Genomic DNA, 13,757 nt, shown 5'->3' with positions numbered 1-13,757 from the left:
CCATACCGGAGCGCGCCCTTCGCGGCCACGGACCGCTCCTACAGGAATTGCGCGTACCCCCTTGTAGGAGCGGTCATCGGCCGCGAAGGGGCTGGCACTTTGCACCTGACACACCGCGGCGCCTGGTTCGCGGCCACGGACCGCTCCTACAGGGATTGCGGTTGCTCTTGTAGGAGCGGTCATCGGCCGCGAAAAGGGCGCCGCGGTCGTTCAGACAGACCGCAGCGTCGCTCAGTCGTTGGGTTCGGTGGTATTGACGTACGGCGGCACCTTGGCCAGTGGCAGCGTGCGCGCTTGATCAGGCTGGATGCCTGGGCGCGATGGCAGCGGCTCGAGCTTCTGGATCTCGCCGGTCTGCAGCGAACGCTCGATGGCGGCCAGCACCCGTACATCACGCCAACCTTCGTCCCCGTCCGCTTCAGGCTGGCGGTCTTCGAGAATGCACTGAGAGAAGTACTCCGTCTCACCGCCGAACTGATCCACTACCGGAGAGGTATGCGACTGCGTGTCGCCGTCGATGATCGAGCGATAGGCGATGGCAACGCCTTCACCGAAACCGAAGCAAGGCGATGCCTCGAACTCACCCTTGGTGCCGATCAACTGGAAACGCTCGGTCGCCGGCAGGCTGTAGCTGATGGTGAACGTGGCCTGACGCTGCTCGGCGAACTGCAGGGTCACGCTGACGGTGTCCGGGGTATTGATCGGCCGTCCGGGTGTTTGCGCACCTACGGCATGCACTTCCAGCGGCTCGCCGCCGAACAGGTTGCGCACGGCATTGAGCGGGTAGGGCCCCATGTCCGCTGCCGGGCCGGCCCAGAAACCGCTTTTCATCCGGTGGTTCTGCGCATCGGTGTGTTGTGTGAAGGTGGCGGTAAACAACCGTGGCTCACCGATATCACCCCTGCGCACGCGCTGGACCATTTCCACCGTGCCAGGCTCGCAATGCAGGCGGTTGGCGATCATCAGCTTGGCCTTGCCGCGCTCGGCTGCGGCATTGATGGCCAGGCAGTCTTCCTCGCTGGCGGCCATGGGTTTTTCCAGCAGCACGTGGATACCGGCTTCCAGCGCCGGGACGGCGAATTCGCGATGACGGAAATTGGGCGTGGCCAAATAGATCGCGTCGATCTCGCCAGACGCCAGCAGTTCGGGAAACTGCTCGTAGCTGTAGCTCTTGAGGTCATACATCGCGGCCAGTTCATCGGCCTTGATCGGGTCGCCGGTTACCAGTGCAGTCATCACCGAATTGCTGGTCTGGTCCACACCGGGCATGAACGCACCTTGCGAAATCCAGCCACCGGCAACCACGGCATAACGAATTTTTCCCTGAGCATCGGGCATGGGTCGGGCCTCCTTGTGTCACCAGGCGAAATGCGTGGCGTATAGGGAGTCGGCAAGCTTGGAGGGCAGGAGTTCCCGAAGATTGGGAAGAGGGGGGGGGAAATCGAGGTGGTGCGAGGTGCGGGAATCGAACCCGCACAACCAAAGGTCGTCAGATTTTAAGTCTGATGCGTCTACCAATTTCGCCAACCTCGCACAGTCGCGCATCATACTGATTAGGCTCGGAAATGTCATGCGCTAATGGTTCAACGGCGCGGCCTGTCAAACATGCACTCGCGGTGGCTAAAATCAATTTGCCATTATTGAACGTAAAGCCTACATGGCGCGTCTTAATTTGCTAAGGTGGTAGCCGATTGTAAGTTTTTCATATGCCACGGTTGGCGACCATGCAATGGCTTGCAGCGCCGCGCTGATAGGCCGCCAGGAGATTCACTGTGACATCACGCGAGACTTCGGTCGCGCTCGCCGCTGCCATCGAGCAGTGCGCGCGCGAGCCCATCCGTACGCCGGGCAGCATCCAGCCCCAAGGTTTCATGCTGGTGCTCGACGCCGACGCCCAGCGTGTGCTGCAGGTCAGCGACAACGTCCGCCATTGGCTGCAGCTCGAGCCTGCGCACCTGCTGGAAACGCCGGTCGCCGACCTGATCGAGCGAGGTGCGGCGCTGTCGGCGCGCCTGGCCGCCTGGTCCGGTGAAGAACAGCAGCCATTTCATTTCGCCGATGTGCGCTTCGCCCAGGGCAGCCGTCGCCAGATCGCCACGGCGATGATGGTGCACCGCGTCGACGGGGTGATCGTCGCCGAGTTCGAGCCCGCTGCCGATGAGGCCCATGCCTATGGCGCCTTGTACCCAATGGTGCGGACGTTCATTGGCCAGTTGCACAATGCCCAGGACATTCTCGAGTTGTGCGAGCGTTCGGTGGTCGAGGTGAAGCGCGTGACCGGCTTCGGTAGGGTCAAGGCCTACAGTTTCGACGAGACGGGCAACGGCACCGTGCTGGCCGAGGCACGGGACGAGGGTTACCCCAGCTACCTGGGGCTGTGCTTCCCGGCGTCCGATATTCCGCGTCAGGCCAGGGATTTGTACTGCATCAACCGCATCCGGGTGATCGAAGATGCCAACTACCAGGCATCGCCGCTGATTCCGGCCAACAACCCCCTGAACGGCGAGCCGTTGGACCTCAGTCATGCAGCACTGCGCAGCGTTTCACCCGTGCATGTGCAGTACATGCGCAACATGCAGACGATGGCGTCGATGTCGATTTCCATCGTGGTCGACGGCCGGCTCTGGGGGCTGATCTCCTGTCACCACGACCAGCCTCATGCGGTCGGTTTTCAGACCCGCACTGCTTGTGAGCTGCTGGGCAGCGTCTTGTCGCTGCAGATCGAAACCAAAGCCGTCCATGCGCAGAACGAGCGCATGCTCGAACTGCGTCGGCAGATCGTCCAGTTGCTCTCCGCCATGGCCGACAGCGACAGCGTGCGTGCCGGCCTGCTGACGCTGCCCGAGACCTTTCTGGGCTTCGTCCGCGCCAGCGGTGCGGCGATCATCGCCGAGGCTCGCTGCGAGTTGCTGGGTGACACACCCCCGCAGGCGTTGGTCGATGCGCTGGCAGTGTGGCTGGCCGAGCGCGGCGGGCAGGAAATATTCCACAGCGACAACGTCGGTCGAGACCTGCCCGAGCTGCCCGAACTGGCGCGTTACTGCGGCGGTGTGCTGGCCGTGGCGATTTCCGAGATTCATTCCCACTATTTGATCTGGTTCAAGCCGGAGCAATCGCACACGGTGACTTGGGCAGGGCGGGCAGAAAAAAGCCTGGACAGTGCCGGTGTGCTCAATCCACGCGCCAGCTTCGATAGCTGGAAGCAGGAAGTCAGCGGCTTCTCAAGCCCTTGGGACGCACTCGAGATCGAAGGCGTACACGAACTGCGCACCGCTGTGCTGGGCATCGTCCTGCGCAAGGCCGAAGAACTGGCGCAGTTGGCCGGCGAACTGAAGAAATCCAACAAGGAACTCGAGGCATTCTCGTACAGCGTGTCCCATGACCTGCGTGCACCATTGCGCCACATTGCCGGGTACGCCGAGTTGCTGACCGACTTCGAAGGCCCCAAGCTGTCCGAGCGAGGCTTGCGTTTTCTCGAACACATCGGCGAGTCCGCGCGGTTTGCCGGCACCCTGGTCGACAACCTGCTGAGCTTTTCCCAGATGGGGCGTTCGGCCCTGCGTTTCACCGACGTCGACCTCAACGCGCTGGTCGAGTCCATCCGCCTGGAGATGCAGCCCGATTACGAAGGTCGCGATCTGCAATGGCAGGTGGCAGCACTGCCGCGCCTGGTGGCCGACGCCGCGTTCGTGCACCTGGCGCTGCGCAACCTGTTGTCCAATGCCATCAAGTACAGCCGCACCCGCGAGCATGCGGTGATCGAAGTCGGTGCCTACCAGCAGGACGCCGAGACGATCATTTTCGTGCGTGACAATGGCGTGGGCTTCGACATGGCCTACGCCGGCAAGCTGTTCGGGGTGTTCCAGCGCCTGCACCGCATGGAAGAGTTCGAAGGCACCGGCATTGGCCTGGCCAGTGTGCGCCGCATCATCGAACGACACGACGGCCGGGTGTGGGCCGAAGGCGCCCTGGATCAGGGCGCCACTTTCTACATGGCGTTGCCGCGACGTACACATTCCGCCGGCACGAATCTACCGAGGTAAGCGATGCTCAAACCTATTCTTCTGGTCGAGGACAATCCCAAAGACCTGGAGCTGACACTGGTGGCGCTGGAGCGCAGCCAACTGGCGAACGAAGTCATCGTCATGCGTGACGGTGCCGAAGCGCTCGACTATCTGCTGCGCCGTGGCAGTCATGCGGCGCGTGACGCGGGCAACCCGGCGGTGCTGCTGCTGGATCTTAAGCTGCCCAAGGTCGACGGGCTGGAAGTGCTCAAGGTGGTCCGCGAAACCGAGCAGTTGCGCAGTATTCCGACGGTCATGCTGACCTCATCCAGGGAAGAACCGGATCTTGAACGGGCCTACTCACTTGGAGTGAACGCTTACGTGGTCAAGCCGGTCGAATTCAAGGAATTCGTGTCAGCCATTTCCGACCTGGGTATTTTCTGGGCGGTCTTGAACGAGCCGCCACCTGGCTCGTCACGAATCGTTCGTCGTCCCGGCTCCTGAGTCCTGCTCGCGCTGTGTGACGGTCGAAACCCAACCACACCCAGCGTGCCCCACCCAATGGCGCACGGATGGCGCTAAGCGCGCCACACTCCAGCCACGTATTCGGATCTCTATGCCGCCCAAGCCTTTGCAACTGCTGTTCGTGGAAGACAGCCCCCTCGATGCCGAACTGGCGCTGATGGCCCTGGAGCGCGCGGGCGTCCCGGTCGAGTCAACCTTGGTGTTCAATCATCAGGCGGTGGAGCAGGCGTTGGCGGGCGGCGAGTTCGACTTGATTCTGTGTGACTACATGCTGCCCGGCTCATCCGGCCCTCTGGTGCTGCAGGCAGCGCAGCGCCTGGCGCCGATGACGCCGTTCATCTTCCTGTCCGGGGTCTACGGCGAAGAGCATGCGGTCGAGATGATGCGCCAGGGCGCTATCGACTATGTGCTCAAGCAGAATCTGAGCCTGTTGCCCCGTGCCATCCAGCGCGCCATGGACGAAGTCCACGAGCGTCATCGTCGGCGCGACGCGGAACGTTCCCTGCAGCACGCCGAGGTGCGTGCGCACATCGCCACCAACGCGGCACGCATGGGTGTCTGGGACTATGCGCCGCCCAGCGACACACTGCTCTGGGATGAACGCTGCCGGGCACTGTACGAGCTTGACCCCGCTGCCGAAGTCAACTTGGCGCTGTTTCTCGACTACTGCCACGGCGAAGACCTGCCCGTGGTTCAGGAGCGCATGACTGCAGCCTTGACGGTCGACGATGGGCGGTTGTTTCACATCGAGTATCGCGTGCGTCTGGCCAGCGGTACCCTGCGCTGGATTGCCAGCCATGGGCAGGCCTTCTTCGAAGACGGCATGTGCGTGCGTTTCACCGGCGTCATCCAGGATATCACCGAGCAGAAGCAAGCGACCCAGGCCCTTGAGCAGCTCAACGAGATGCTCGGGGAGCGGGTGGTCAAGCGTACCCGCGAGCGCGACCGCACCTGGGAGCTGTCCCGCGAGTTGCTGGGGGTGATGCGCTTCGACATGTCGCCGGTGTCGCTCAACCCCGCATGGGAATCCACACTGGGCTGGACCCGTGAGCATCTGGGCAGCATCCAGCTGTGGGAGATCATTCATCCCGACGATCTCGCCGCGACCCGTCGCGAGACCGAGAACATCGCCAACGGCAATGTCTCGACTCGCTTCGTCAACCGCATGCGCCACGCCGACGGAAACTACCGTTGGTTGTCCTGGACCATCGTTCCGGACGAGGGGCTGATGTACACCGCCGTGCGCGACATCACCGGTGAGCGTGAAGTGCTGGATGAGCTGGCCGGTGCCAACCATCAGCTCCGCGAGCAGATCGACGAGCGCCAACGCATCGAGGCCACGCTGCACCAGCTGCAGCGCCTGGAAGCGGTCGGCCAGCTGACGGCGGGTGTGGCGCACGACTTCAACAACCTGCTGACGGTGATCCTGGCCAGTACCACCTTCATTGCCCGCGATTTCGAAAAGGGCAGGACCGAACGCATTCAAGGCCGCCTGCAGAACATCAAGGAGGCGGGCGAACGCGGTGCCAAGCTCACCGGTCAGCTGCTGTCTTTCTCGCGCCGTCAGCGCCTGGAACCGGTTGCGGTGAACCTCAACGGTACCGTCGAAGGCATGATCGAGCTGTTGCAGCGCACCTTGGGTGGCAGCATCTGGATCGAAACCGACACCGCGCCCGACCTGTGGAATGCGCTGGTGGATCCGACCCAGACCGAGATGATCATTCTCAACCTGGCGATCAACTCACGCGATGCCATGCCCGGCGGCGGCACCTTGCGCCTGTCCACAGCCAACGAAACGGTAAGCATGGCTGCGCAGCGTCCGGAAGACCCGGAGCCAGGCAACTACGTGGTGCTGTCGATCCAGGATTCGGGTACTGGCATGAGCCAGCAGGTGGTGGCCAAGGCCTTCGAGCCGTTCTTTACCACCAAGGAAGTGGGCAAAGGCTCAGGCTTGGGCCTGGCCCAGGTATTCGGCTTTGCCAAACAGTCGGGCGGTGGCGTGGCCATCATGACCTCACCAGGCTACGGCACCACGGTAAAGGTCTACTTGCCGGGCGTTCCGGATCAGCCTGTGGCGCACGCAGACGAGCCCGCCTATGTCGCTGCCGCGCATGACGAAAACGAGCGCCAGACCATCCTGCTGGTGGACGATGACCACGACGTGCGCGAAGTGACGGCGACCATGTTGCAGGGCCTCGGCTACAGTGTGATCGAGGCCGACAGTGCCGAGCAGGCGCTGAACAAGCTCGACCCCAGTGTAGACCTGGTCCTGACCGACTTCGCCATGCCAGGCACTAATGGCGGCGAGCTGGCTCACATGATCCGTCGTCGTCATCCGCGGTTGCCGATCGTGTTCGTAACCGGCTACGCCGAGCTAGAAGGTCTCGACGCCGAGCATTATCCTTTGGTGCAGAAACCCTTTCGCGAGCAGGACCTGGCGAACAAGCTCAACGCTGCTTTCCGCGCCTAGCAATAGATGCCGGGCGAATCAGCGGCCGGCCGTTTTGGGTACCATCGGCACGCCTGCCTTGATCCGCTCGTAGATCTCCTGGCGATGCACGGCCACATCCCGTGGCGCATCAATGCCCAGGCGAACCTGGCCGCCCTTGACGTCGATGATGGTGATACGAATATTGTCTTCGATAACGATGCTTTCGTCGGTGTTGCGCGTCAATATCAGCATGATGAAATCCTTGCAATCGAGGGCTTTCGTTCAAGGCACCTTTGCTTAGTGACGTGTGGCGTGGAGGAATAATTCCCTTCGATGCGAATTTGTCGTCTGCGACTTTTCCTACCGGTGGGTTGTACTGAACCACGGCGCCTGTAGAAGGTCGGTTACATAAGGCATCGCCTTGATTACCCACAAGAGGTAGGCATATGACAGACGTAGAATTGGAAACCACCAAGCAGTTCATGGAATGGGAAGACTCGTCAGCGAATTATCTGGACGAGCAGGTTCGCCATGAGGAAACGCTCAAGAACGGCTGCCGTATCGTGGTACGTGCGCGCAAGATCGGCGAAGACAAAATCTCGGTGTTCTTCGGCACCTACGGCGTGGATGGCCGGGTGATCAAGGAACAGACCGAAATACGCGATGGATTGACATGTGCCAAGGATGCACTGGCGTTCGCCACGGACAAGGCGAAGCGGCATGCGGGCGGTGGGGCAGGGGCTCCAGACGACAATCATCACCAGGCAACACCTGTCTGATCGTGTAAGCGGTGACTTCGCGCCGCTGTGCAGCCTGGCTGAAGCCAGCTGCATGGCGGCGTTCGAAGGACCGCGGCAAGTGGCCGATCAGGCCTGGCCATCTCCCTTTTCCGGTGCAGGGCTGCCTGCCTGGATACGTTTGAAGATTTCTTCGCGATGTACCTGTACATCCTTCGGCGCATCGATGCCGATTCGCACCTGCATCCCTTTCACGCCAAGGATAGTGATCTTGATGTCGTCATGAATGACGATGCTTTCGCCTACCTTGCGGGTGAGTATCAGCATGAACGGCTCCTTGATTCCTTTGCTTAGAATTTATCCGGTGTTTGAAGTGTGTCGATTGCTACCTGGATACGGACGCAACGTGACAAATTTAATTCCCTCGAAGCGCCCTGTTTGTGGATACGCGGCAGTCATGGCACAACGAGTGGTACTAGGCGCCAGTATGGCGTGGTTCTGTACAGGCGCCTAGCAGATTGGCATTACGTTTGGTTTATCGGGGCGATAGTGGCACTCTTGCCATCATTGCTGAAACGAAACCCTAGGGTTGCCACTGGGTACGCTGGCCACTCAGCTTCCTGTCGAGAAAGCTGGCGGCGCTGATCAGTGCCAGATGGCTCAATCCCTGGGGGGTATTGCCGAGATGATGGCCATGCCGATCGAACTCTTCGGCGAACAGACCCAGCGGGTTGGCATAGCGCAGCAACTGCTCGAACTCCAGATGCGCCTTTTCCACCTGGCCAGCCCGCGCCAGGCACTCCACATACCAGAACGAGCAGGCGGTGAACGCACCTTCGTCGCCCGGCAGGCCATCATCCTGGCGGTAGCGGTAGACCATGCCGTCACGCACCAGCGTGCGCTCGATTGCCTCGAGTGTGCTCAGCCATTGCGGGTCGCTGGCACCCACGAAACGCACCAGTGGCATCAACAGCATGGAACCGTCGAGCTCGACGCTGCCCAGCTTCTGCACGAAATGCCCAGCATCGGCGTTCCAGAAATTGTTCCAGATGTCATCGTGGATGGCCTGGCGTTCCTTGTCCCAGCGCTCGAATGGAGCTGGCAGCGAACGTTTCTCGGCCAGACGCAGGGCCCGATCGAGGGCAACCCAGCACATCAGGCGTGAGTGCAGGTAATGCTCGGGCGGGTTGCGCATTTCCCAAATGCCGACGTCCTTTTGCTGCCAGTTGCTGCACACTTTGTCGACGATATGGGTGACGTGCTTCCAGCCCTGGTGGGAGATCGCCTCGCCGTACTTGTTGGCCAGGTACACCGCGTCCAGCAGCTCGCCGTAGATATCCAGCTGAACCTGATCGTGGGCGCCGTTGCCCACCAGCACCGGCTTGGCACCGCCGTGCCCGCTCAAGTGATCGAGCTCGGACTCAGGCAGCTCTTCGCGTCCGTCCAGCCCATACACTACGCCCAACCGGGCTGGCTCGTCGCAGCACTCGCCGACGCGATCCCGCACCCAGCGCATGTAGTCGTTGGCCTCGGTGGTGAAACCCAGGCGCATGAAGGCGTACACAGTGAACGATGCATCGCGGATCCAGGTGTAGCGATAGTCCCAGTTGCGTACGCCGCCGGGCGCTTCGGGAAGGCCGAACGTGGCGGCGGCGATGATCCCGCCATGACGGCGCGACGTCAGCAGTTTCAAGGCCAGTGCGGAGCGCTCGACCATTTCACGCCAGCGACCTTTGTAGTTGGAATGGCCGATCCAGTTGCGCCAGAACGCCAGGGTTTCGTCCAGGCAGGCCTGGCCGGCGCCGGCGCGCACCATGGGATCTTCTTCGGCACCCAGGATAAACTCAGCGCATTCGCCTTCCTTGAGTTCGAACACGGCGATGGCGCTGTGTGCCTCGATGCGCAAAGCCTGGGTCGCCGAGAGCCGCAAGGTGGGCTGGCCTTCGGCGCTGAAGCAGATGTCCTCGCCACTGGCCTGAGCCTGGGTGTCGGCGCGGCTGTAGTCATGCCGAACCCGGCAGCGCAAACGGATGGTAGCAGTACCGTTGCGAACCTCTACGCGACGTATCAGCCGGGGCAGGGCGTCGGCCTCTGCGGCGACCGGCATCAGATCAGTGACTTCGACCACCGCGTCATGGTCGATCCAGCGGGTTTGCAACACGTTGCTGTCGGGCAGGTAGATCTGCTGGCGGCGCGCGCCGGGCAGGTCCGGGGCGAGTTCGAACACGCCCGCACGGTCGCAGTCCAGCAGGGCTGTGAATATGGAAGGGCTGTCGAATTCGGGCCAGCAGCAGAAATCGATACTGCCGTTGTCCGCGACCAACGCGGCGCTGCGCATGTCGCCGATGATGCCGTGGGCCTCGATCGGGCTTTGCAGGGTGCTGCAGACGTCTTCAGCCATTGTTTCGGAACCCCGGATACAAGCTCATGCCACCGTCGATGAACAGCGTGGTGCCGTGCACGTAGTCACTCAGATCGGACGCCAGCCAGACGACTGCGTTGGCAACGTCGTCTACCTCGCCAACCCGACCGTAGGGAATCAGTTCGAGCAGTTTCTTCTCGGCATCGCCCTGGGTGTTTTCTTCGTTGATGGCAGTGCGGATCGCGCCAGGGGCGATCGAGTTGACGCGAATGCGCTGCTCGCCGACTTCCTGGGCAATGCTGCGCATCAGCAGATCGATACCGCCTTTGGAGGCGGCGTAGTTGACGTGGCCGGCCCAGGGAATCAGCTGATGCACCGAGCTCATGTGGATGATCTTGCCGGCCGCTCGCGACAGCCATGAGCGCGGGCCTTGCTTCTGGAATTGTCGCAGCGCAGCGCGGGCGCAGAGGAATTGGCCGGTGAGGTTGACCTCGATCACCTTGTTCCAGTCGGCCAAGGTCATGTCGACCGTGGCGGCGTCGCGCTGCAGGCCCGAATTGGCGACCAGAATGTCCAGCGCGCCGTAGGTGTCGATGGTGGCGGCGAACAGTCGCTCGACGTCGTCTTCCTTCGACACGTCCGCGCCCACCGCGATGGCTTTGCCACCCGCCTCGCGGATCTCTGCAACCAGTCGTTCGGCAGGCTCGGCGTGGGAATTGTAATTGACGACCACAGCGGCCCCGGCGGCGGCCAGTGCCTTGGCGGCAGCGGCACCCAAGCCGGAGCTGGCGCCGGTGACCAGGGCAACCTGTTTGTCCAATGAAATCTGCATCCGGGATGATCCTCCAATAATGGCGTTTCAATGCTGACTGACGATGCGGTGCGGGAGTTCAGCGCGGAAACGTTTGGGCACGAATCCCGAAGGCGGCTGCCTAAATCAAGTACCGGCTCGCTGAGCCGTCCAGCCCCTGCCAGGAGAGACACCGTGGACAAAGAATCCAAGCGTGAAGACCTCGATCACAAGCCGGAAAATGCCGGCAAGGTCGGCGAGGAACACAAGCGCGCCAACCAACAGGGCGAAAAGGCCCGAAGCCCGTCCGACGAAGGCCAGAGCAAGCCGGTCGGTTGATGTAACCGCTGGGCAGCCCCGCGCGCTGGGGCTGCTGCCATGGCTGCGCTATGAACGGCCGCTATACCGGTTCCGCCAAGGCGCTTTGCAAATAGGCTGCAGTGCGGCTGGCGCTGACCTTCGCCACGTCTTCCGGGCGTCCGGCCGCCACCACTTTGCCGCCTTGATCACCGGCCTTCGGCCCGATGTCGATCACCCAGTCCGCCTGCGCCACCACGCGCATGTCGTGTTCCACCACGATCACGCTGTTGCCGGCGTCTACCAGATGATTGAGTTGCTGCATCAGCCGGTCGACGTCGCTGGGGTGCAGGCCCGTAGTCGGCTCATCCAGCACGTACAGGGTGGCGCCGCGTTGATTGCGCTGCAGCTCGGTGGCCAGTTTGATGCGCTGTGCTTCACCACCGGAGAGTTCGGTGGCCGGCTGGCCCAGGCGCAGATACCCCAGGCCGATATCGCGCAGCACGATCAGTGGGCGCAGCACTGCCGGCTGTTCGGCGAACACCTCGCATGCCTGATGGACTGTGAGCTGCAGCACATCGGCGATACTGCGGCCTTGCCATTTCACCGCCAGGGTCTTGGGGCTGTAGCGTGCGCCGTGGCAAGTCGGGCAGGGGCTGAACACGCTGGGCATGAACAGCAGCTCGACGCTGACGAAGCCTTCGCCTTCGCATTCCGGGCAGCGCCCCTTGGCCACGTTGAAAGAAAACTGCCCGGCGTCGAAACCGTGTTGCCGCGCATCGGCCGTGGCCGCGAACAGCTTGCGCACCGCGTCGAACAGCCCGGTATAGGTCGCCAGGTTGGAACGCGGCGTGCGGCCGATCGGTTTCTGATCGACCTGCACCAAGCGCTTGATGCTGTGCATGCCTTCGACGATATGCCCCGATTCGGTCTGCGGCACGGCGTCTTCGAGCACGTCCTCGACGTCTTCACGGGCCTGGCCCAGATGCTCGCCTACCAGTTCCAGCAGCACCTGGCTGACCAGGCTCGATTTACCCGAACCGGAGATACCGGTGACGGCCGTGAAGCACTGCAAAGGGAAAGCAGCGGCAACCTTGTGCAGATTGTTGCGACTGACATCGGCCAGCTTCAGCCAGCTTGCAGTCGGTCGACGCGGGCGCGGCAGCGGTACGGCGCTGCCGTACAGGTATGCACGGGTCTGCGACCCTTCGACCTGGGCCAATCCGTTGGGCGGCCCGCTGTACAGCACCTGGCCACCTTGCTCGCCGGCCAGTGGTCCGACATCTACTACCCAGTCGGCACGGCTCATGGTGTCCAGGTCGTGTTCGACCACGAACAGCGAATTGCCGGCGGCTTTCAGCCCTTGCAGGGCGGCGTGCAACGATTCGCCATCGGCCGGGTGCAGCCCTGCGGTCGGTTCGTCCAGCACATAGACCACGCCGAACAGCTGCGAGCCCAGTTGGGTGGCCAGGCGCAGGCGTTGCAGCTCGCCCGAGGACAGGGTCGGCGTGCTCCGCTCCAGTGCCAGGTAGCCCAGGCCAAGGTCGATCAGGGTATTCAGGCGACCCAGCAGGTTCTGCGCAAGCTGTTCGGCGGCCAGGCGTTTTTCTTCACTGAGCTTTTTGCCGACCTGCTTGCCCTCGGCCACCGGTTTGAGTTTCTGCGCCAACTGGGTGAGTGGTAGTCGCGAAAACTCACCGATGTCCAGCCCGGCAAACGTCACGCTTAGCGCTTCAGGCTTGAGCCGCTTGCCGGCGCAGACCTCGCACGCGGCACCGATCATGAACTGACTGACGCGCTTCTTCATCAGTGCGCTTTGCGAGTGGGTGAAGGTGTGCAGCACATAGCGCCGTGCGCCGGTGAACGTGCCTTGATAGCTGGGTTCGAGCTTGCGCTTGAGCGCATCGCGGGTCTGCGCCGGGGTCATGCCACCGTACACCGGCACCGTCGGTGTTTCCTCGGTAAAGAGAATCCAATCGCGCTGCTTTTTCGGCAGGTCACGCCATGGCACGTCGACGTCGTACCCCAGCGTCACGAGGATGTCGCGCTGATTCTGCCCTTGCCAGGCTGGCGGCCAGGACGCGACCGCACGCTGGCGAATGGTCAGGCTGTCATCGGGCACCATGGTTTTCTCGGTGACCTCATAGACCCGACCCAGGCCGTGGCAATGCGGGCAGGCCCCCTGTGGGGTATTGGCCGAGAAATCTTCGGCGTAGAGCATGGCCTGGCCAGGCGGGTAGGCGCCGGCCCGCGAATAGAGCATCCGCACCAGGCTGCCCAGGGTGGTGACGCTGCCTACCGAGGAGCGCGTGCTTGGCGTGCCGCGTTGCTGCTGCAGGGCCACTGCCGGCGGCAGCCCCTCGATACTGTCGACGTCGGGTACGCCCACCTGATCGATCAAGCGCCGGGCGTAGGGCGCGACCGATTCGAAATAGCGCCGCTGGGCTTCGGCGTACAGGGTGCCGAAGGCTAGAGACGACTTGCCCGAGCCCGACACACCGGTGAACACCACCAGGGCATCGCGGGGGATATCGACATCGACGTTCTTGAGGTTGTGTTCGCGCGCGCCGCGCACCTGGACGTAGCCGCTGGGAGCGGTAGGTTTCATGAA

11 protein-coding genes and 1 tRNA gene are annotated in these 13,757 nt (G+C 62.5%); 5 read left to right on the top strand and 7 right to left on the bottom strand.

The genetic code is table 11. The features are described 5' to 3' along the window. Positions 1–231: 231 nt before the first annotated feature. Positions 232–1,338, bottom strand: coding sequence for a Gfo/Idh/MocA family protein (locus IFT57_RS12685; protein ID WP_192151616.1), 1,107 nt, complete (start codon positions 1,336–1,338; stop codon positions 232–234). Positions 1,339–1,447: 109 nt separating this feature from the next. After that, positions 1,448–1,533, bottom strand: a tRNA-Leu gene (locus IFT57_RS12680). Between the two features lie 239 nt (positions 1,534–1,772). Here IFT57_RS12680 and IFT57_RS12675 point away from each other — a divergent pair. The 3 genes from IFT57_RS12675 to IFT57_RS12665 all read left to right on the top strand — a co-directional run bounded on the left by IFT57_RS12675 (position 1,773) and on the right by IFT57_RS12665 (position 6,999). Further along, positions 1,773–4,043 carry an ATP-binding protein gene (locus IFT57_RS12675; RefSeq protein ID WP_192151615.1) on the top strand — a complete coding sequence of 757 codons (2,271 nt, stop codon included), beginning with the start codon at positions 1,773–1,775 and terminating at the stop codon, positions 4,041–4,043. A gap of 3 nt (positions 4,044–4,046) precedes the next feature. Further along, entirely contained in the window at positions 4,047–4,508 is a 462-nt protein-coding gene (locus IFT57_RS12670) for a response regulator (RefSeq protein ID WP_122477893.1), read from the top strand. A gap of 112 nt (positions 4,509–4,620) precedes the next feature. Then, a complete protein-coding gene (locus IFT57_RS12665) occupies positions 4,621–6,999 on the top strand; it encodes a hybrid sensor histidine kinase/response regulator (RefSeq protein WP_192151614.1) in 2,379 nt (792 codons plus the stop codon). A gap of 18 nt (positions 7,000–7,017) precedes the next feature. Here IFT57_RS12665 and csrA (IFT57_RS12660) read toward each other — a convergent pair whose 3' ends face one another. Then, on the bottom strand, positions 7,018–7,212 hold the full coding sequence (csrA, locus tag IFT57_RS12660; RefSeq protein WP_192049304.1) for a carbon storage regulator CsrA: 195 nt from the start codon (positions 7,210–7,212) through the stop codon (positions 7,018–7,020). A gap of 194 nt (positions 7,213–7,406) precedes the next feature. Here csrA (IFT57_RS12660) and IFT57_RS12655 point away from each other — a divergent pair, with 194 nt between their 5' ends. After that, on the top strand, positions 7,407–7,739 hold the full coding sequence (locus IFT57_RS12655; RefSeq protein ID WP_122477898.1) for a hypothetical protein: 333 nt from the start codon (positions 7,407–7,409) through the stop codon (positions 7,737–7,739). A gap of 87 nt (positions 7,740–7,826) precedes the next feature. Here the strand turns inward: IFT57_RS12655 and csrA (IFT57_RS12650) are convergent, their stop codons facing one another. The 3 genes from csrA (IFT57_RS12650) to IFT57_RS12640 form a co-directional block, all read right to left on the bottom strand. Beyond that, a complete protein-coding gene (csrA, locus tag IFT57_RS12650) occupies positions 7,827–8,024 on the bottom strand; it encodes a carbon storage regulator CsrA (RefSeq protein ID WP_122477900.1) in 198 nt (65 codons plus the stop codon). Positions 8,025–8,280: 256 nt separating this feature from the next. Next, positions 8,281–10,098 (bottom strand): glycoside hydrolase family 15 protein, encoded by a 1,818-nt coding sequence (locus tag IFT57_RS12645; RefSeq protein WP_192151613.1) that lies wholly within the window; start codon positions 10,096–10,098, stop codon positions 8,281–8,283. After that, positions 10,091–10,891 (bottom strand): glucose 1-dehydrogenase, encoded by an 801-nt coding sequence (locus tag IFT57_RS12640; protein WP_122477903.1) that lies wholly within the window; start codon positions 10,889–10,891, stop codon positions 10,091–10,093. The genes IFT57_RS12645 and IFT57_RS12640 overlap by 8 nt, the downstream gene beginning before the upstream one ends. Positions 10,892–11,044: 153 nt before the next feature. Here IFT57_RS12640 and IFT57_RS12635 point away from each other — a divergent pair, with 153 nt between their 5' ends. After that, entirely contained in the window at positions 11,045–11,188 is a 144-nt protein-coding gene (locus IFT57_RS12635) for a hypothetical protein (RefSeq protein ID WP_192137232.1), read from the top strand. A 61-nt stretch (positions 11,189–11,249) separates the two neighbouring features. Here IFT57_RS12635 and IFT57_RS12630 read toward each other — a convergent pair whose 3' ends face one another. Then, positions 11,250–13,754 carry an excinuclease ABC subunit UvrA gene (locus IFT57_RS12630; protein ID WP_192151612.1) on the bottom strand — a complete coding sequence of 835 codons (2,505 nt, stop codon included), beginning with the start codon at positions 13,752–13,754 and terminating at the stop codon, positions 11,250–11,252. Positions 13,755–13,757 lie beyond the last annotated feature (3 nt).

The sequence above is a fragment of the Pseudomonas sp. CFBP 13719 genome (genome assembly GCF_014842095.1).
Taxonomy (GTDB): domain Bacteria; phylum Pseudomonadota; class Gammaproteobacteria; order Pseudomonadales; family Pseudomonadaceae; genus Aquipseudomonas.
The sequence above is the reverse complement of the archived record's forward strand: the minus strand, read 5'-3'. Positions and strand labels throughout refer to the sequence as shown.

Bases quoted from the DNA above. Each gene is read 5' to 3' on its own strand.
- IFT57_RS12685 (WP_192151616.1), bottom strand. From the start codon at position 1,338: ATGCCCGATGCTCAGGGAAAAATTCGTTATGCCGTGGTTGCCGGTGGC.
- IFT57_RS12670 (WP_122477893.1), top strand. From the start codon at position 4,047: ATGCTCAAACCTATTCTTCTGGTCGAGGACAATCCCAAAGACCTGGAG.
- IFT57_RS12665 (WP_192151614.1), top strand. From the start codon at position 4,621: ATGCCGCCCAAGCCTTTGCAACTGCTGTTCGTGGAAGACAGCCCCCTC.
- csrA (WP_192049304.1), bottom strand. From the start codon at position 7,212: ATGCTGATATTGACGCGCAACACCGACGAAAGCATCGTTATCGAAGAC.
- IFT57_RS12655 (WP_122477898.1), top strand. From the start codon at position 7,407: ATGACAGACGTAGAATTGGAAACCACCAAGCAGTTCATGGAATGGGAA.
- csrA (WP_122477900.1), bottom strand. From the start codon at position 8,024: ATGCTGATACTCACCCGCAAGGTAGGCGAAAGCATCGTCATTCATGAC.
- IFT57_RS12645 (WP_192151613.1), bottom strand. From the start codon at position 10,098: ATGGCTGAAGACGTCTGCAGCACCCTGCAAAGCCCGATCGAGGCCCAC.
- IFT57_RS12640 (WP_122477903.1), bottom strand. From the start codon at position 10,891: ATGCAGATTTCATTGGACAAACAGGTTGCCCTGGTCACCGGCGCCAGC.
- IFT57_RS12630 (WP_192151612.1), bottom strand. From the start codon at position 13,754: ATGAAACCTACCGCTCCCAGCGGCTACGTCCAGGTGCGCGGCGCGCGC.